Origin of the sequence: Sphingomonas arvum, from assembly GCF_026013565.1 — a bacterium.
In the GTDB taxonomy this organism is placed as follows: domain Bacteria; phylum Pseudomonadota; class Alphaproteobacteria; order Sphingomonadales; family Sphingomonadaceae; genus Sphingomicrobium; species Sphingomicrobium arvum.
In genome coordinates, this window is record NZ_JAPDOB010000002.1 from 657606 (window position 1) to 674878 (window position 17273).

Consider the following 17273-nt stretch of genomic DNA (forward strand, 5'->3'; position numbering starts at 1 on the left):
TGTTACTCCTGAGCCCCATGGAGAGGCCTCGAGTGCAAAACTTGTCGGGTCGGTGAGGTGAGGGCGCCCTGCGCCCTCACTCCGCCGCCAGCGCCGGCGGCTCGTCGGTCTCGTCGATGCTGTTCAGTTCGACGTTGAGGCCGAGCGAGCGCATTTCCTTGACCAGCACGTTGAAGCTCTCCGGGATGCCCGCCTCGAACGTGTCGTCACCCTTGACGATCGCCTCGTAGACCTTGGTCCGGCCGATCACGTCGTCCGACTTGACCGTCAGCATCTCCTGCAGCGTGTAGGCGGCGCCGTAGGCCTGGAGCGCCCACACCTCCATCTCGCCGAAGCGCTGGCCGCCGAACTGCGCCTTGCCGCCCAGCGGCTGCTGGGTGACCAGGCTGTACGGCCCGATCGAACGCGCGTGGATCTTGTCGTCCACCAGGTGGTGCAGCTTCAGCATGTAGATGTAGCCCACCGTCACCTTGCGGTCGAACGGATCGCCGGTGCGACCGTCGAACAGGGTGACCTGGCCCGACGGGTCAAGACCCGCGCGCTCCAGCATGTTGGCAACGTCCGCCTCGCGGGCGCCGTCGAACACCGGAGTGCCCATCGGCAGGCCGCCCGTCAGGTTCTGCGCCAGCTCCATGACGGCGTCGTCATCACGGGCGTCGATCGCCTCGTCATACTGCTCGCCGTACATGTCCTTGAGCTTGGCGCGGACCGCCGGAACGTCCTTGCCGGCCAGGTCCTGGCCACGCTGGTGCATGCTTTCCAGCATCTGCGAGACCTGCTGGCCGAGGCCGCGGGCGGCCCAGCCCAAGTGGGTCTCGAAGATCTGGCCGACGTTCATGCGGCTCGGCACGCCCAGCGGGTTCAGCACGATGTCGACCGGGGTACCGTCCTCCAGGAACGGCATGTCCTCGTTCGGCAAGATCCGGCTGATCACGCCCTTGTTGCCGTGCCGGCCGGCCATCTTGTCGCCGGGCTGCAGCTTGCGCTTCACCGCTACGAACACCTTGACCATCTTGAGCACGCCCGGGGCGAGCTCGTCGCCGGCCTCCACCTTCTGGACGCGGTCTTCGTAGCGCTTGACGATGACGTTGACCGCCTCGTCATACTGGCCCTTGAGCGCCTCCAGGTCGGCCTGGCGGGAGTCGTCCTTCACGGCGATCTTCCACCAATCGTACTGGTCGACGCTGCCCAGCGTCTCCTCGTCGAGGGTCGCGCCCTTCTTCATGCCCTTTGGTGCCGCGGTCGCGACCTGGCCGAGCAGCATGTCCTTGAGACGAGCGAAGGTGGCGCGGTTGAGGATGGCGCGCTCGTCGTCCGCGTCCTTCTTCAGCCGGTCCTTCTCCTCGGCCTGGATGGCCCGGGTACGGTCGTCGATGTCGATACCGTGCCGGTTGAACACGCGCACGTCGACAATCGTGCCGGCGACGCCCGGCGGCAGGCGCAGCGACGTGTCGCGCACGTCCGAGGCCTTTTCACCGAAGATGGCGCGGAGGAGCTTCTCTTCCGGCGTCATCGGGCTCTCGCCCTTCGGCGTGATCTTGCCGACCAGGATATCGCCCGGCTCCACCTCGGCACCGATGTAGACGATACCGGCCTCGTCGAGGTTGCGCAGCGCTTCCTCACCGACGTTCGGGATGTCGCGGGTGATGTCCTCCGGCCCGAGCTTGGTGTCGCGAGCCATGACCTCGAACTCCTCGATGTGGATCGAGGTGAAGACGTCGTCCTTCACGATCCGCTCGGAGATCAGGATCGAGTCCTCATAGTTGTAGCCGTTCCACGGCATGAACGCGACGAGGACGTTGCGGCCGAGCGCCAGCTCGCCGAACTGGGTGGAGGGACCGTCGGCGATGATCTCGCCGCCTTCCACCACGTCGCCGACCTTAACCAGCGGGCGCTGGTTGATGCAGGTCGACTGGTTCGAGCGCTGGAACTTCATCAGCGTGTAGATGTCGACGCCGCTCTCGCCCGGACGGAGCTCGCCCGTCACGCGGATGACGATGCGGGTGGCGTCGACCTGGTCGACGATGCCCGGACGACGGGCGGCGATGGCCGCACCGGAGTCACGCGCCACCGTTTCTTCCATGCCGGTGCCAACCAGCGGAGCGTCCGCCTGGATCAGCGGCACGGCCTGGCGCTGCATGTTCGAACCCATCAGCGCGCGGTTCGCGTCGTCGTTCTCAAGGAACGGGATCAGCGAGGCCGCAACCGACACCAGCTGCTTAGGGCTGACGTCCATGAGGGTGATCTGCTCGCGCGGGGCGATCAGGAAGTCGCCGGCCCGGCGCGAGGAAATGATCTCCTCGGCGAAGGTGCCGTCCTCATTGATCTCCGCGTTCGCCTGCGCGATCGTGTGCTTGGCCTCTTCCATCGCCGACAAGTAGACGACCTCGTCGGTCACCTTGCCGTCAATGACCTTGCGGTACGGCGTTTCGATAAAGCCATACTTATTGACGCGGCTGAACGACGCGAGGCTGTTGATCAGGCCGATGTTCGGGCCTTCCGGCGTCTCGATCGGGCAGATGCGGCCGTAGTGCGTCGGGTGAACGTCGCGGACCTCGAAGCCCGCGCGCTCACGGGTCAGACCGCCCGGCCCGAGGGCCGAGACGCGCCGCTTGTGCGTCACTTCGGACAGCGGATTAGTCTGGTCCATGAACTGCGACAGCTGCGAGGAACCGAAGAATTCGCGAACCGCGGCCACCGCCGGCTTGGCGTTGATCAGGTCGTTCGGCATGACGGTCGACACGTCGACGCTGCTCATGCGCTCCTTCACCGCGCGCTCCATGCGCAACAGGCCGACCCGATACTGGTTCTCCAGCAGCTCGCCGACCGAGCGGACGCGGCGGTTGGCGAGGTTGTCGATGTCGTCGATGTCGCCCTTGCCGTCCTTGAGGTTCACCAGCTCCTTGACGACCGCCAGGATGTCCTCGCGGCGCAGCGTGGTAACCGTGTCCTCGGCGTCGAGGCCCAGGCGCATGTTGAGCTTGACCCGGCCCACGGCGGACAGGTCATAGCGCTCCGGATCGAAGAACAGGCCGTAGAACAGCGCGTCTGCGGTCTCGCGGGTCGGCGGCTCGCCAGGGCGCATGACGCGATAGATGTCGGACAGCGCCTGATCACCGTCTTCGGCTTTGTCGGCCTTGAGGGTGTTGCGAATCCATGGGCCGGTGTTGACGTAATCGATGTCCAGCAGCTCGAGCCGGTCGACGCCAGCCTTGTCGAGCTTCTCCAGGTTCTCCGGAGTGACCTCGTCGCCCGCTTCGATGTAGATCTCGCCAGTGCCCTCGTTGATGAGGTCGTAGGCCGAGAAACGGCCGAAGATCTGCTCGGTCGGGATGATCAGGTTCGCAAGACCGTCCTTGCCGGCCTGGTTGGCGCGGCGGGGAGTGATCTTCTCGCCGGCCTTGAACACCACCTCACCAGTGTCGGCGTTCACGATGTCGTAGGTTGGCTTCTGCCCGCGCCACGCTTCGGCGGCGAAGGGAATCTGCCAGCCATTTGGCCCACGGCCGTAGGTCACCCGGCCATAGAATTCGTTAAGGATCTCCTCGGAGGAGAGACCCAGCGCGTGCAGCAGCGCGGTGACAGGCAGCTTGCGCTTGCGGTCGATGCGGACGTTGACGATGTCCTTGGCGTCGAACTCGAAGTCCAGCCAGCTGCCGCGGTACGGGATCACGCGGGCGGCGAACAGATACTTGCCCGAGGCATGGGTCTTGCCGCGGTCATGGTCGAACAGCACACCCGGCGAACGGTGCATCTGGCTGACGATCACGCGCTCGGTGCCGTTGACGATGAACGTGCCGTTCCCCGTCATCAGCGGCATGTCGCCCATGTAGACATCTTGCTCCTTGATATCGATCACCGACTTGGCCTCGGTGTCCGGATCGATCTCAAAGGAGGTCAGGCGCAGGGTGACGCGCATCGGCGCGGCATAGGTCAGCCCGCGCTGGCGGCACTCGTCCGTGTCGAACTTGGGGTCCTCGAGAACGTAATGGTCGAAGTCGAGGTGCGCGGTGCCGGCGAAATCCTGGATCGGGAACACCGAACGCAGGGTCTTCTCCAGGCCCGAAACATAGCCGGTCGCGGGGTCGGAGCGGAGGAACTGCTCATACGATTCGCGCTGAACCTCGATGAGGTTCGGCATCTCGCTGATCTCGTGAATGTTGCCGAAGATCTTGCGGATGCGCCGCTGCTTGCTGTTGCGGCCCGAAGAAGTGTTGTGGGGAGCGTCAATCGCCTTGGTCGCCATGGTGTTTCCCGCGTTGGCGAAGCACGGCTTCCCGCGCTCCGCTGGCCCCCTGCCGTCAGGCATGGGTCAGTTCCGCCCCGAAGGGCCCAGTGATGGAGCGCTGGCTCCTGCGTCTCCTCCCCATGCGTTGAGCCCGTGCGCCGTTCGGACCCTGTCCCGGGGAGGGCAGGAAAGGCCCCAGGCGCACGAGAGCGTGCGGCGGAGCCGTTATGTTTGTTGGATGTGCCTCAGATACGCTTCGGCGAGCGGATTGCAAGAGGCAAAAGCAACCAAATCCCCGTCCGGCCATTGGCGGTCCGACAGTTGACGGAAGGACCCACCCGAATGCGCCTCATCCCCATCGTTCCGGTTGCCCTGATGCTGGCCGCCTGTGGCTCCAGCGAGAACCCGGCCGGCAAGGACCTGTCGGATGCTGCCAACCAGTCGGATCCCGCGGCCGCGGCGGTGATCAACCAGGCCGAGCAGGCGGGCATGAACGAGCAGCAGGCGCTCCAGGCTGCCAGCAACGCCGCCGCCGCCAACGACCAGGCCGCGGCCGCTCGGGCTGCCCGCGGTCCGGTGCAGGCCGTGCCCAACACGGTGCAGACGCCCAACCGTCCCGACGGCACCCGGCCGCCGGCCAAGGGCACCGGTTCGACCAGCATCCCCGGCATGCAGATGGGTGGGGAGCAGAAGCAGCCTCAGCCGAGCGGAGGGCAGCGCTAACGCAGGCGCTCGCGCCTTGGTGTTGTCTTAACGCGCGGATGCTACAAGGCCGTCCATGGCGACGGCGGCAGCGAGCATCGATCAGTCCGGAAGCAGGGAAGGAAGCTGGTGGCGGGGCCCGGCCGCCGTGTGGGCCGTGGCCTTGCTGGGCGCCCTTATCCTGCTGATCCACCCGCGTCGCCTGTTTGGCGACGGCGACACTGGTTGGCACCTCGGCGCGGGCAACTGGATCCTGCGGACGGGCACCATACCGCACGTCGATCCCTTCTCTTTTACCTTTCGAGGCGCGCCCTGGACCGCGCACGAGTGGCTGGCCGAGATATTGATGAGCGGCGCCTTCCGGCTTGCGGGCTGGAACGGTCTAACGGTTCTCTTCACGCTAGTCGCAACCTGCACCCTGCTGCTGGTCGGGTGCGAGCTGCTCCGCTGGCTCCCGCCGCGGTGGGCCGGCGCCGGGCTGTTCGCCGCCGCCTGCACGGCTGTGCCGATGGTCCACGCGCGACCACACATGCTCGGCTGGCTGCTGTTCGCAGGCTGGCTGATCCTTCTGCTGCACGCCCGCGAGCGGCGGGGTTTGCCGCCTTGGTGGGCACCGTTGCTCATGGCGATCTGGGCCAACCTCCACGCCAGCTATATCCTTGGGCTGGGCATCGCCGGCCTGTTCACCCTGGAAGCGCTGATCGACCATCGCCGCGAGCCCGCCACAGCGCTGCGCTGGGCGGCCTGGGGCTTGCTCGCGCTCGCCGCCACGACGCTTACCCCATTGGGGCTGCAGGGCTTTCTTTATCCCTTCCAAGTCAAGGACATGAAGGTCCTAGCAATCATCACCGAATGGCGCCCGACCCGACTGCCCGACGATGCGCCGTTCCTCTTTTATGCGGCGCTGTTCTGGGCCTTCGTGGCGACCCGCTGGCGCCGTTTCCCGCCGCTCCGCCTGCTGCTGCTGGCCGGCCTGTTCGGCCTGGCGCTGCTGCACGTCCGGCACCAGCCGTTGTTCGGGCTCACGGCGGCGCTGGTGGCCGCGCCCTTGTTCGGGCAGCCGCAAGCTAAGCCGCACATGCGCTGGGGCTGGGTAGTGGGCGTGCTGGCGGTGCTCGCGGGCGCCCGATTGCTGGTGCCGTGGCAGATGCCGGACACCGCAGAATATCCGCTCACTCTCATCAACCGCCTGCCGCCCGACCTGCGGTCCCGGCCTGTGCTCAACGACTACAGCATGGGTGGTCCACTGATCATGAGCGGGATCGCGCCAGCGATCGATGGTCGAGCCGACATGTACGGCGACGATTTCAGCTTTGCCCACCTGGCCATGCAGAACGGCGGCATGCCTAAGTTCCGTGCCTTCGTCCGCCGCTGGGACGTCAGGTGGACCATCCTGACCCGCGACTCGCCACTGGCGGCGAAGCTCAATCGGGAACCCGGCTGGCGCCGTTATGCGGCAACGCGCGATGCCGTCGTGCACGTGCGCACGCGCTAGGCAAACAAAAAGGGCGGCCCCGGTAGGAGCCGCCCTTCCTTGTTCGTCGACTAAGAGTCGAAGAAGCTTACTTGAGGTCGACGGTGCCGCCGGCATCCTCGATCTGCTTCTTGATCTTCTCGGCCTCGTCCTTGTTGACGCCTTCCTTGATCGGCTTCGGCGCACCCTCGACGAGGGCCTTCGCCTCACCCAGGCCCAGGCCGGTGATCGCGCGGACTTCCTTGATGACGTTGATCTTCTTGCCACCGTCGCCGGTGAGGATCACGTCAAACTCGGTCTTCTCTTCGGCGGCCGGGGCAGCGGCGCCGGCAGCGGCCGGAGCGGCGGCGACGGCAGCGGCGGCCGAAACGCCCCACTTCTCTTCCAGTGCCTTGGCGAGGTCAGCGGCCTCGAGGACGGTGAGCGCCGACAGCTGGTCGACGATGTTCTGAATGTCAGCCATTTGTTACTCCTGTGCGGGCCAGTCGGCCCGGCTTGATCGTGCGTTGAGGGTAGTGAGTGCTTAAGCCGCTTCGGCGGTGTCCGCCGCGTAAGCGCCGAAGACCCGGGCCAGCATCGCGCCCGGCTCGTTGATGGTGCGGGCGATCTTGCTCGCGGGTGCCTGAATCAGGCCCACGAGGGTCGCACGCAGCTCGTCGAGCGAGGGGAGCGCCGCAAGCGCCTGGATCCCATTCACGTCGAGGACGGTATCGCCCATCGCCCCGCCCAGAACCTCGAACTTGTCGGTGGTCTTGGCGAAATCCACGGCGACCTTGGCGGCCGCAACTGGATCAAGCGAGGTGGCGATTGCAGTGGGGCCCTTCAGCAAGTCGCCGATGGGCTGGTACTGCGTTCCGTCCAGCGCGATGAGAGCCAGCCGGTTCTTCGCAACCTTGAACTGCGCTCCGGCGTCGCGCATCCGCAGGCGCAGATCGGTGGACTGCGCCACCGACAGGCCGAGATTGCGGGTGATCACCACCACGCTGGTCTCGGCGAAGACCTGCTTCAGCTCGGCAACCAGATCCGCCTTTTCATTGCGATCCATGCCAACTCCAAACGTTTCGCCCGAAGACAAGCCTTCGAGCGAGGTTCAACCAACTCCGAAGGGGCAAGCCGCTCCGAAGCACTTCAGTCCGTGGGGTTGGGAGGTGTGCGTCTCAACTCAACGCACGACAGGTCCGCGCAAGCGGCCCTGAAGAAACTCTCTTCCCCGTCTAGGCTGCGGATTAAGGGGCGAGCCCCGGCAGCTGTCTCGGACGGCGTTCCGGCAAGCCGGGACGTGGGCGGGCCTATAGCGAAGTTCGTGCGACAATCAACCTCTTGCCCGCGCCGGTCCGCGCAGCGCTCGCTTGGGCTCGTGCGTTTGGGATGGCGGATCAACGCTTTGAGAGGAGGAGCAGATGGCGGGGTATCGCGGTGATGGATACGGCGTCTACGGCGACCACGGGGACGACGATTTCAGGTTCGGCGACGATCGCGGCCGCGATCGGGATATCCGCGGCGAGCGCGACCGGGGACGTCCCGAGGAGCGCGGCTTCTTCGAGCGCGATCGTGATGATGACGGACCTCGGCAGGGTGCGACGCACGGCAACGTGATGGGCCGGGCGGAGCAAGCCGTGCGCAGCTATGTCGAGGGCGGCGATCATGGCAGCGGGCGTGGCCACCAGTTGTCGGACGACCCCCGGGCGGTTCGGGCCGCGGGCGACTGGAACCGGCAGCATGGCCGCGAAGGATATGAGGGCAGCTATGCCCAGCACCCGGACCCGTACCAGAGCTACCGCGAGCGCCACCTGGCCGAGATGGACCGCGACTATGACGACTGGTGCCGCCAGCGTGAGCAGCAGTTCCACAGTGAGTTCAAAGACTGGCGCTCGCGGCGGCAGATGTCGTCGGGCCAGGTCGGCCAGGTCCAGTCGCAGATGTCGAGCCAGCAGGGCGACATGCCGGCGCTTGAGCTGAGCGACGCCGCCCACGCCACGGCGCCGGACGTCCCGGTTACGGCCGAGCAGCCATCGCGAGCAGGTTCCGGAGCATCGCGTCGCCGTGGGTCGTCAGGATCGACTCCGGATGAAACTGCAGGCCAGACTGGCGGGCAACAGGATCGCTGAAGGCCATCACCATGCCATCGGCCTCCCCGTGCACGGTGAAGCGCCCGGGGAGGTCACGGGTGCACAGCGAATGGTAGCGGGCGATCCGCAGCGGACTTGGGAGGCCGACGAAGGGACCGGCACTGTCGTGCTCCAGCAGCGTCGCCTTGCCGTGCACCGGGTCGGGTGAGCGGGTGACCGTGCCGCCCGCTTCCTCCACGATCGCCTGGTGACCGAGGCAGATCCCGATTACGGGTACAACTCCTTTGGCCTGGCCAATAAGGTCGAGGCAGCATCCGGCGTCCTGCGGCGCGCCAGGCCCAGGCGACAGCATGATGGCGGCACCGGTTCGCTCCGCCTCGGCAATGGCCTCCTCGGCTGCAACCGTGTTGCGCAGCACACGTACTTTGCTGCCGAGGCGCTGCAGGCTCTCCACCAGGTTGAATGTGAAGCTGTCGAGATTGTCGATCAGCAGGACCGGCGTCATGCCGCCACCCGCGTGTCGGCCGGCGCGGCGAGCACGCCAAGCAGCGCGGAGGCCTTGGCCCGGGTCTCGGCCGCTTCGGCCAGGGGATCGCTGTCGTGGACCACGCCTGCGCCTGCCCGGACGAAGGCCGTCCCGTCGATCACCAGCGCCGAGCGGATCACCACCGCCGTGTCCATCAGCCCGGCGCCGTTCACCCATCCGACCGCACCGCCGTAAGGGCCGCGGCGGGTGCCCTCCAGCTCTCGCAGCAGCTGCATGGCGCGGATCTTGGGCGCCCCGGTCAGGGTGCCGACGTTAAGGCAGGCAGCGAGCGCGTCGAAGGCGTCGAGCCCGATACGCAGCTTGCCCGTCACCGACGAGACCAGGTGCATAACCCGCGAGAAACGTTCCACCGTGAGCAGCTTCGCCACCCGCCGCGTGCCTGGCAGCGACACGCGCGCAACATCGTTTCGGGCAAGGTCGACCAGCATCATGTGCTCGGCCAGCTCCTTGCCGTCGAGCCGCATCTCGGCCTCCAGCCGGTCGTCCTCGTCGGGAGTGGCGCCGCGTGGTCGAGTGCCGGCGATCGGCTTCACCTCGACCGTCAGTCCACCTTCCGGACCGCGGAACAGCCGGACCGAGGTCTCTGGGCTGGCACCGAGCAGCGTAAAGCCGACGCCCGCCAGGTAGAAGCGGTAGCTCGAAGGCTCGATGGTGCGGAGACTGCGGTAGGCGCGCAAAGGGCTGGGGCAGGGTGCGGAGAAGGTTCGGGACGGCACGATCTGGTAAACCTGGCCCGCAGCGATCGCTTCCTTGGCCCGGCGAACCACCGCGGCAAAGGCCTGATCGTCCAGGTCGGCCGTGGGAGCCGAAGACGATCCTGCTCTTCCGTCTGCAGACGGCTGGCGATCAAGCGCGGCAGCGGCGCCCAACAGCTGCTCGAGGCGTCGCGCGGCGTCATTGAGCTGGCGCTCATCATGGCCGAAGGCGGGACAGAGGAGCCGGGCGCCGCCACTCGGTTCGACGACCGCGAGGCTCTCCGGTACCCAGAACAGATAGTCGGGAAAGTCGAGCGGGTCGCTGTGCGGCGGCGGTAGGTCCTCACTAAAGCCGGCCTGGTCGAAGCTGCTGACACCCAGGAGCAGGGCGCCGAAGGGATCAGCCTGCGCGCCGGCCGCTGCGAGCAGGTTGCGGAGGGCATGCAGCGGGGCTGGTGCGACCAGCCGCTCTTCCGCGTCGGCACTCTCCGATGGGATGTAGTCCAGCACCAGCGTATGGCTGACCGCCATCCCGGCCCGCCGCGCCACGTCGGCCAGCAGCGCGGCGCCGTTCGCGGTCAGCGCTTCCAGCGTCACCCGGCCAGCCCGCGCGCTGGCGCGCACGGCGGCGGCGGCCATCACCAGCGTCCGACCGTCGTTCGCCTCGAACAGGCCAGTGTCCGGGCGAGCCCCGCCGTCGCTCACCACCTCGTAGAAGGCGAGCGGATCGAGCGGTGTGTCCAGCCGGCGCTGAACCAGCCGGGTCACAGGCTGCGTCCGACCGCCGCCGCCAGCGGCTCCAGCCGCCGCATGAGGTCGGCGAACTGGTCGGGGTAAAGCGACTGAGCGCCGTCGGACAGCGCCTTGGCCGGGTCGCGGTGCACCTCGATCATCAGCCCGTCGGCACCCGCGGCGACGCCGGCCAGCGCCATGGCCGGAACCAGCTCCCGCAGGCCGGTGCCGTGGCTCGGATCGACGATGATCGGCAGGTGGGTGCGCCCTTTCACATAAGGCACGGCGTTGAGGTCGAGCGTATTGCGGGTGGCGGTCTCGAACGTGCGGATGCCGCGTTCGCACAGGACCACCTGGTCGTTGCCAGCGCTTAGGAGATATTCCGCGGCCAGCAGCCATTCCTGGATCGTTGCGCTCAGCCCGCGCTTCAGCACCACCGGGCGTCGGGTCTGGCCGACGGCGCGTAGAAGGGCGAAATTCTGCATGTTGCGGGCGCCGATCTGCAGTGCGTCGGCCTGCTCGGCCACGACGGAGAGGTCGGCGGTGTCCATCACCTCCGTGACCACCGGCATGCCAAGCTCGTCCGCCACCTCGCGCAGGATAGACAGTCCGGCCGGCCCGTGTCCGGAGAAGCCATAGGGGCTGGTCCGCGGCTTGTAGGCGCCGGCGCGAAGCAGGGTCGCGCCGGCCTGCTTGGCCGCCAGCGCGCTGTCGTACAGCTGGTCGCGGTCCTCGACTGCACACGGGCCGGCAATCACCGCCAGTCGTTCGCCGCCGACCGGCACGCCGCCGATGTCGACCACCGTGTCGTGGGGGTGAAGCTCGCGGCTGACCAGCTTGTAGGGTGCTAGAATGGGCTTGACGCTCTCCACTGCCGGGTCGCCGTCAAGGGCGAGCTCGGCCAGTACCCGTTCGTCGCCGAGCGCGCCTAGCACCACCCGCTCGCTGCCCGGCATGTGCAACGGCTTGAGGCCGGCGGACGAGATGCGTTCGAGCAGCCGGTCGGCGCTGTCTGCGGGAGCGTCGGGCTTCAGTACAATGATCATGGGAGAATGGTCCTGCGGTCGGGAGAGGGGAGCGGCAGGCCAAAAAAAACCCGCCAGAGCGGCGGGTCGGATGCGAACTCGTGAAGGAAACGAGTCTAGGCCGGCACGCCGCAATCGGAATGCCAGCGCCACCAACGGGCGATCAGAGTCGGCTGGTGAGTCATCTCCGCCAGCTTAGGCGTGCCCGTCGGCGCGTCAAGCGGGCCGTTGCAACACTGCGCGCTCGAAAGCGTTGTCGGACAAATGGATTTAGCAGCAAAGTATCGGGCCGAGCGCCATCGGCGCGCGGCGGAGGACAGTCTCAAGCTCGCGATGCGGGCCAGCGGCGAGGGCTCGCTGGCCTTGCTCATCGACACGGCAATCGAAAGCCGGCGGCAGGCAAGGGAAAGCGAGCGTGAAGGCTCGAACTTGACGCAGCAATGATCGTCAGGGACGGCCGGGCAGGACGGCCGCCCGCGGCGATGCTCATTGCGCGGAGCCGGCGCTGACGCTGATCGCGGCCACCGCCAAGTTCGCTGTACCTGCCTGAGCATAACGCTCAGCGGTGGCGATCGCCCGCGCCATTTGCGGCCGCGCGCCATCCCAGGCGGTCTCAACGCAGCGCGTGTAGCTGCGCGACAGTGCGCCTTCACGATGCGGGTAGCACACCTTCGCCACGGCGAAATTGACCCGCCGGTTCAGCGACTTCTTGCCCTGCGCTGAGGCGAGCTGAAGATCGCCAATGTAGACGGCAGCGCGCGGCACATCGTCCGACACGGCCGCCCGGACCGTCACGTCTCGTGCCTGTGCAGGGCCCGCCGCGGCCATCACCGCGACACTTGATACGCAAAGCGCGGCTGCGCCCATCAGCAACTTGGTAGCATTCATGGTAACACTCCCTTTCACGTCCCCCGACAGGAGTGGGGTGGGCAAGGAATGCACCGGTGACGGCCGGTGGGCACGTCAAGTTCGCCGGACCCGTGGCCGGTGCTCGGCTGAGCGACGAACGGGCATGTCGGCCATAACGAAGGTGCGCTTGGCTTCGACCGGCGGCGGCGGGGCTGCTGATGGGCGGTGATGAGTCGACGAACGGCGGCGACGGCGGACCAACGCACAAACGAACTCCCCCGCGACCAGGTCGCGGGGGAGCAGGTTGATCAGGCGATGGCGAATCAGAAGCTGGAGGTGCCGCCCCCGCCGGTGCTCATCTCGTTGTGGCGCTGGCCGCCGCCCATCGGGCTCTGGCCGAACTGCCCCATAGACGGGTCGTTGCCCTGCGCCCCGACCGACTCGCCGGACGTATAGGCGCTGCCGCCTTCGCGATCGTTCTGGCTGCCCATCCGCTGCATGCTGTCGTCGTTCATCGAGGACTGGCTGCCGCTCATGGACGAACCGCCGCTGCCGCCCATTGCACTGCCGCCGCTCGAGCCGAACTGGCTGAAGGCACTGCCGCCGCTTGAGCTCGACGTGCCGCCCTGACCACCCTTCATCAGCTGATCGTGGAGCAGCATCTTCGCTTGGTCGGCCAACTGCCGCTGCATCTGCATCGCCTGCTCGAAGAACTGGCGGAGCTGCTGCTCGGTGTTCGCATCGCTCAGATAGGTCTGGCAGGTGTCGGCGCCTTTCAGCGCATGGTAGAGCACGGATACGACGTCATACGTGCTGTCGCGGGTGCCGGTGCTGCTGCTGCTGCTCGAGTTCTGGTCCATGAAAAACTCCTCCTTCGGATGCCCGCGCCTTGGGGAAGGCCCGGTCGGAAGGTTAACGCGCCAGGGGAAGCGAAGGTGCTCGCCCTGGCGCTGATTTTCACGGTCTGACCGGCACTTACTGGCCGGTGAGCGGCAGGCTGTCGGTGCGGCCCGAATCGCCGCCGCCAAGTTCGCCTTCGGGCTCTGGAGCGCCGCTGCCGATGTCCATGCCCGCCCCCGCGCCGATCGCGTCGCCGATGGTGTTGTCCGGGTCGTCGCCGGTGCCTACGCCAGCCGCGTCAGCCAGGCTGCCGTCGGCCGGCCCGAGCGCCGCCATCTCCCGGGCGATCGCCGCATCGGCGGTCCCGGCCAGCTCGCCAGGACTGGCAAGCGGATGCTCGTTGCTGAACTGGACGTCGTCCTTGCCGGACGGGTCGCCCGAGCCGGCGAACGCGTCCTCATTCTCCGCTGCAGCGCCTTGAAGCTGGCGCTCGCCCAAGCCTCCGCCGTGATTGTCGATGTTGCGCTGGTCCATGCTGCTCTCCTTTGGGGCCTCAACGCACGAGCGGGCGGCTTGTGGCGTTCCGGTTAGATCGCTTGCGCGGCGGCCCAGCCGCTGGCCCATGCCCACTGGAAGTTGTAGCCGCCGAGCCAGCCGGTGACGTCCACCGCCTCGCCCACGGCGAACAGGCCCGGAACCTTGCGCGCCGCCATGGTCCGGGAGGACAGGCCATCCGTGGCGATCCCGCCGGCGGTGACCTCGGCTTTGGCGTAGCCTTCGCTGCCACTAGGGTTGAAGCGCCAGTCGGCCAGGCGGCGTTCAGCGTCGGACAGGATGCGGTCTGGCGTATTGGCCAGCTCGGCCGTGAGCCCAATACGCTCGGTTAGGGTCTCGGCAAGGCGCCCGGGTAGTCGGCGGTCGAGTAAGCTGGCGAGGCGCGCACGCGGCTGCTCGCGCTTGGCGGCGAGCAGCCAGCCAGGTGCCTCCTGCGGCAGGAAGTCGACGGCGACCTCGCGCCCGCGCCGCCAGTAGCTCGACACCTGCAGGATCGCTGGGCCGCTCATCCCGCGGTGGGTAAACAGGGCGGCTTCGCGGAAGCCGGCACCAGCGCAGCGCGCCTCGACCGGAGCGGCGACCCCCGACAGGCTGCGGAACAGCGCTTCGTCTCCGCCGAGGGTCAGCGGCACAAGGGCGGGACGGGGTTCGACCACCTTGAGCCCAAACTGGCGGGCGATGTCGTACGCGAAGCCCGTGGCGCCTAGCTTGGGAATGGAGGGGCCGCCCGTGGCGATGACCAGGGCCGGCGCCTCGGCCACGATCTCGCCGGCGGCGACCCGGAAGCGGCCGTCGGCATGGTCCACTGAACTGACGGGCGCGCCGAAGCGGAAGCTCACGTCGCCCTTGGCACATTCGGCCATTAGCATGGCGACGATCTGCCGCGCGGATCCGTCGCAGAACAGCTGGCCGAGCGTCTTCTCGTGCCAGGCGATGCCGTGCGCCTCGACCAGCGCAAGGAAGTCGTGCGCGGTGTAGCGCTTGAGCGCTGACACGGCGAAGTGCGGGTTGGCCGACAGGTAGCGATCGGGCGCGGTGCCGAGGTTGGTGAAGTTGCAGCGCCCGCCGCCGGAAATCAGGATCTTGCGGCCTGGCTCGTCATTGTGGTCGATCACCAGCACACGCCGGCCACGCTGTCCCGCGACACCGGCGCACATCAGGCCGGCGCCGCCGGCGCCGAGCACGATCGCGTCGAAAAAGGAGGGACTGTCCACTTTGTCCACTTCAACAAAAAGGCCGGGGCGTCGCCGCCCCGGCCCTCATGCGGCCAGTGCCGGAAGGCGGCTTACGCCCCAGCAACTTCCTCCAGCGCGACCTTTACGCCCGGGCCCATGCTCGAGCTGACGGCGGCCTTCTTGAGATACTTGCCCTTGGCGCCCGCGGGCTTGGCGCGGACGATGGCGTCGACAAACGCATCGAAGTTCGCGCGCAGGTCGGCGGCGTCGAAGCTGGCCTTGCCGATGCCGGCGTGGATGATGCCCGCCTTCTCGACGCGGAACTCGATCTGGCCGGCCTTGGCGTCCGTCACCGCCTTGGTGACGTCCATGGTGACGGTGCCAAGCTTCGGGTTCGGCATCAGGCCCTTGGGGCCAAGCACCTTACCGAGGCGACCGACGACGCCCATCATGTCGGGGGTGGCGATTACGCGATCGAAGTCGATCTGGCCGCCCTGGATGGTCTCCATTAGGTCCTCGGCCCCGACCACGTCCGCACCGGCGGCAGTGGCTTCGTCGGCCTTCGCGCCTTTGGCGAACACCGCCACGCGGACGGTCTTGCCAGTGCCCTTGGGCAGGTTGACGACGCCACGGACCATCTGGTCGGCGTGACGGGGGTCGACGCCCAGGTTCAGCGCGATTTCGACCGTCTCGTCGAACTTGGAGGTGGCGAGGGTCTTCACCAGGCCCAGCGCCTCGTCGACGCCGTACAGCTTCTCACGGTCGACCGAACCGGCCTGGGACTTCTGCTTCTTGGTCAGCTTGGCCATGTTCAGCCCTCCACAACCTGAAGGCCCATGGCGCGCGCCGAGCCTTCGATGATCTTGGTCGCGGCCTCGACGTCGTTCGCGTTGAGGTCCTTCATCTTGGTTTCCGCGATCTCGGCAAGCTGCGAGCGCTTGATGGTGCCCGCGCTGACCTTGCCCGGCTCCTTCGAGCCCGACTTGAGGCCCGCGGCCTTCTTGATCAGGAAGCTCGCCGGCGGCGTCTTGGTCGCGAAGGAGAAGGAGCGGTCCGCATAGACGGTGATCACCGTCGGGATCGGCATGCCCTTTTCCATCTCCTGCGTGGACGCGTTGAACGCCTTGCAGAATTCCATGATGTTGACGCCGCGCTGACCCAGGGCTGGACCGATCGGCGGGGAGGGGTTGGCGGCGCCGGCCGGCACCTGCAGCTTGATATAGCCGGTAATCTTCTTGGCCATGTCACTCTCGTTTTTGTGGCACCTGGGCTGCAACAGCAGCCAGGCGCGCGCAGTTTAGCGGTTCAGACGAGCACCGAGGCACTCTCCCGCAGGCTTTTCCAGTGCTGTCTGGAAGGGCGCGCCCTTAGCGGACGAGCACGCCGGGCGCAAGCTCAGGCGGGGTCGACGGCGAGCCAGTGCGACAGGTCGCGCCCCAGCAGGCCGCCGAGCTTCGCCACGTCCGCGGCGAAGGCGTCGTGCAGTTCCTGCCGCAACGGACGGCTGACCCGGATCTCGGGCGAAGGCGTGCGGTTCCACTTCAGCAGGCGCTTGCGCACCCGCATCAGCGCGCGGACGGGCGGCGGTGCCGGCTTTTTCGGCTTGGCCGCGACGCGAGTGCGGAATTTCTCGCCAGCCAGAACGGAGGTGGCCACTGGCGGGCGCTTGAGCAGGCGCTGCAGCCACGGCCAGCGGGTACCGGCCGCCTCCCGCTTGGGCTTGAAGTCGGTCCGGCCGTCGTGCGGCAGGCCGAGAAAGGCGAGCAGGTCGGCGTAGACCTGCGGCGGGTCGCGGACGAGGTCGTCGTGCACCACAACGTGGCAGCGCGCGCGTCCAACGGCGGCGAAGAACGCCTCCACCGCATCGCCCAGCCGCCCGGCCATGTCGTAGCGGAGCAGGCGCGGGTCGAGGCAGCTGCGCGGGATATGCCGCCCGGCCGCTCGCTCCGGCACCAGGCGCCAGGCTTCGGCGAAATCGGCCACGTCCTCGTCGCCGGTCACCAGGTAGCGCTGGTGCAGCGAGGGGATCAGCTTCAGCGGATCACGCACGCCGATGATGAACCGCGCGTCCGGCCACAGCCGCAGGATCGCCGCCATCTTCTCCGGCCCATACAGGTAGGAGACGGATCCCTCGGCCAGCCACTCAGCCGAGCGCCAGTGGTCCGGAAAGTAGCGGCCGAGATAGCCGCCCTCGACTGTCGCGCGGAGCTGTTCGTCATCAAGGCCGTCTAGGTCGTGGATGGCGAAATAATGCGGCTCCTTCGGCCGGGAGAAGGTCACGGCCGGATGGCGCGCCAGATAGTCGGCCAGGCTGGTGGTGCCGCAGCGCGGCGCCCCAACGATCACCGCCAGGCGCGGCCAGTCGGTCGGCGGCACGCTCAT

Annotated in this window: 17 protein-coding genes; 4 read left to right on the forward strand and 13 right to left on the reverse strand. The window is 67.5% G+C overall.

The annotated features are described in order from the left end of the window. Window positions 1-76: 76 nt before the first annotated feature. Entirely contained in the window at window positions 77-4246 is a 4170-nt protein-coding gene (rpoB, locus tag OMW55_RS10770; RefSeq protein WP_264883063.1) for a DNA-directed RNA polymerase subunit beta, read from the reverse strand. 324 nt (window positions 4247-4570) lie between these two features. Here rpoB and OMW55_RS10775 point away from each other — a divergent pair, with 324 nt between their 5' ends. Beyond that, window positions 4571-4951, forward strand: coding sequence for a hypothetical protein (locus OMW55_RS10775; RefSeq protein WP_264883064.1), 381 nt, complete (start codon window positions 4571-4573; stop codon window positions 4949-4951). Window positions 4952-5006: 55 nt separating this feature from the next. Next, on the forward strand, window positions 5007-6425 hold the full coding sequence (locus tag OMW55_RS10780) for a hypothetical protein (protein ID WP_264883066.1): 1419 nt from the start codon (window positions 5007-5009) through the stop codon (window positions 6423-6425). 67 nt (window positions 6426-6492) lie between these two features. On the opposite strand, the gene rplL is transcribed toward OMW55_RS10780, so the two are convergent. Continuing rightward, window positions 6493-6867, reverse strand: a complete 375-nt coding sequence (gene rplL / locus OMW55_RS10785) for a 50S ribosomal protein L7/L12 (protein WP_264883067.1) — start codon at window positions 6865-6867, stop codon at window positions 6493-6495. Window positions 6868-6927: 60 nt separating this feature from the next. Further along, window positions 6928-7449 carry a 50S ribosomal protein L10 gene (gene rplJ / locus OMW55_RS10790; protein WP_264883068.1) on the reverse strand — a complete coding sequence of 174 codons (522 nt, stop codon included), beginning with the start codon at window positions 7447-7449 and terminating at the stop codon, window positions 6928-6930. Window positions 7450-7804: 355 nt separating this feature from the next. Between rplJ and OMW55_RS10795 the strand changes: the two genes are divergently transcribed. After that, on the forward strand, window positions 7805-8512 hold the full coding sequence (locus tag OMW55_RS10795; protein WP_264883069.1) for a hypothetical protein: 708 nt from the start codon (window positions 7805-7807) through the stop codon (window positions 8510-8512). On the opposite strand, the gene OMW55_RS10800 is transcribed toward OMW55_RS10795, so the two are convergent. Genes OMW55_RS10800 through aroF form a run of 3 tightly spaced genes read right to left on the reverse strand, consistent with a single transcriptional unit; the run spans window position 8400 to window position 11493 of the window. Beyond that, on the reverse strand, window positions 8400-8978 hold the full coding sequence (locus tag OMW55_RS10800) for an anthranilate synthase component II (protein ID WP_264883071.1): 579 nt from the start codon (window positions 8976-8978) through the stop codon (window positions 8400-8402). The genes OMW55_RS10795 and OMW55_RS10800 overlap by 113 nt on opposite strands. Next, window positions 8975-10483 (reverse strand): chorismate-binding protein, encoded by a 1509-nt coding sequence (locus OMW55_RS10805; protein ID WP_264883073.1) that lies wholly within the window; start codon window positions 10481-10483, stop codon window positions 8975-8977. The genes OMW55_RS10800 and OMW55_RS10805 overlap by 4 nt, the downstream gene beginning before the upstream one ends. Continuing rightward, entirely contained in the window at window positions 10480-11493 is a 1014-nt protein-coding gene (gene aroF, locus OMW55_RS10810; RefSeq protein ID WP_264883075.1) for a 3-deoxy-7-phosphoheptulonate synthase, read from the reverse strand. Before aroF ends, OMW55_RS10805 begins: the two co-directional genes overlap by 4 nt. Before the next feature lie 243 nt (window positions 11494-11736). On the opposite strand from aroF, the gene OMW55_RS10815 reads away from it, so the two are divergent. After that, window positions 11737-11916, forward strand: coding sequence for a hypothetical protein (locus OMW55_RS10815; RefSeq protein WP_264883077.1), 180 nt, complete (start codon window positions 11737-11739; stop codon window positions 11914-11916). A gap of 42 nt (window positions 11917-11958) precedes the next feature. On the opposite strand, the gene OMW55_RS10820 is transcribed toward OMW55_RS10815, so the two are convergent. The 7 genes from OMW55_RS10820 to OMW55_RS10850 all read right to left on the reverse strand — a co-directional run bounded on the left by OMW55_RS10820 (window position 11959) and on the right by OMW55_RS10850 (window position 17273). After that, entirely contained in the window at window positions 11959-12360 is a 402-nt protein-coding gene (locus OMW55_RS10820; RefSeq protein ID WP_264883079.1) for a UrcA family protein, read from the reverse strand. A gap of 284 nt (window positions 12361-12644) precedes the next feature. Then, complete coding sequence (locus OMW55_RS10825) at window positions 12645-13181, reverse strand: hypothetical protein (protein WP_264883081.1); 537 nt, start codon at window positions 13179-13181, stop codon at window positions 12645-12647. A 115-nt stretch (window positions 13182-13296) separates the two neighbouring features. After that, window positions 13297-13695: a hypothetical protein gene (locus OMW55_RS10830; RefSeq protein WP_264883083.1), complete on the reverse strand. Its 399-nt coding sequence runs from the start codon at window positions 13693-13695 to the stop codon at window positions 13297-13299. Window positions 13696-13748: 53 nt separating this feature from the next. Then, the gene (locus tag OMW55_RS10835) at window positions 13749-14930 is read right to left on the reverse strand and encodes a BaiN/RdsA family NAD(P)/FAD-dependent oxidoreductase (RefSeq protein WP_264883085.1); all 1182 of its coding nucleotides are present in this window, start codon (window positions 14928-14930) and stop codon (window positions 13749-13751) included. 71 nt (window positions 14931-15001) lie between these two features. Then, complete coding sequence (gene rplA, locus OMW55_RS10840) at window positions 15002-15700, reverse strand: 50S ribosomal protein L1 (protein ID WP_264883087.1); 699 nt, start codon at window positions 15698-15700, stop codon at window positions 15002-15004. A gap of 2 nt (window positions 15701-15702) precedes the next feature. Further along, entirely contained in the window at window positions 15703-16134 is a 432-nt protein-coding gene (rplK, locus tag OMW55_RS10845; RefSeq protein WP_264883088.1) for a 50S ribosomal protein L11, read from the reverse strand. A 152-nt stretch (window positions 16135-16286) separates the two neighbouring features. Next, window positions 16287-17273, reverse strand: a complete 987-nt coding sequence (locus OMW55_RS10850) for a sulfotransferase family protein (protein ID WP_264883089.1) — start codon at window positions 17271-17273, stop codon at window positions 16287-16289.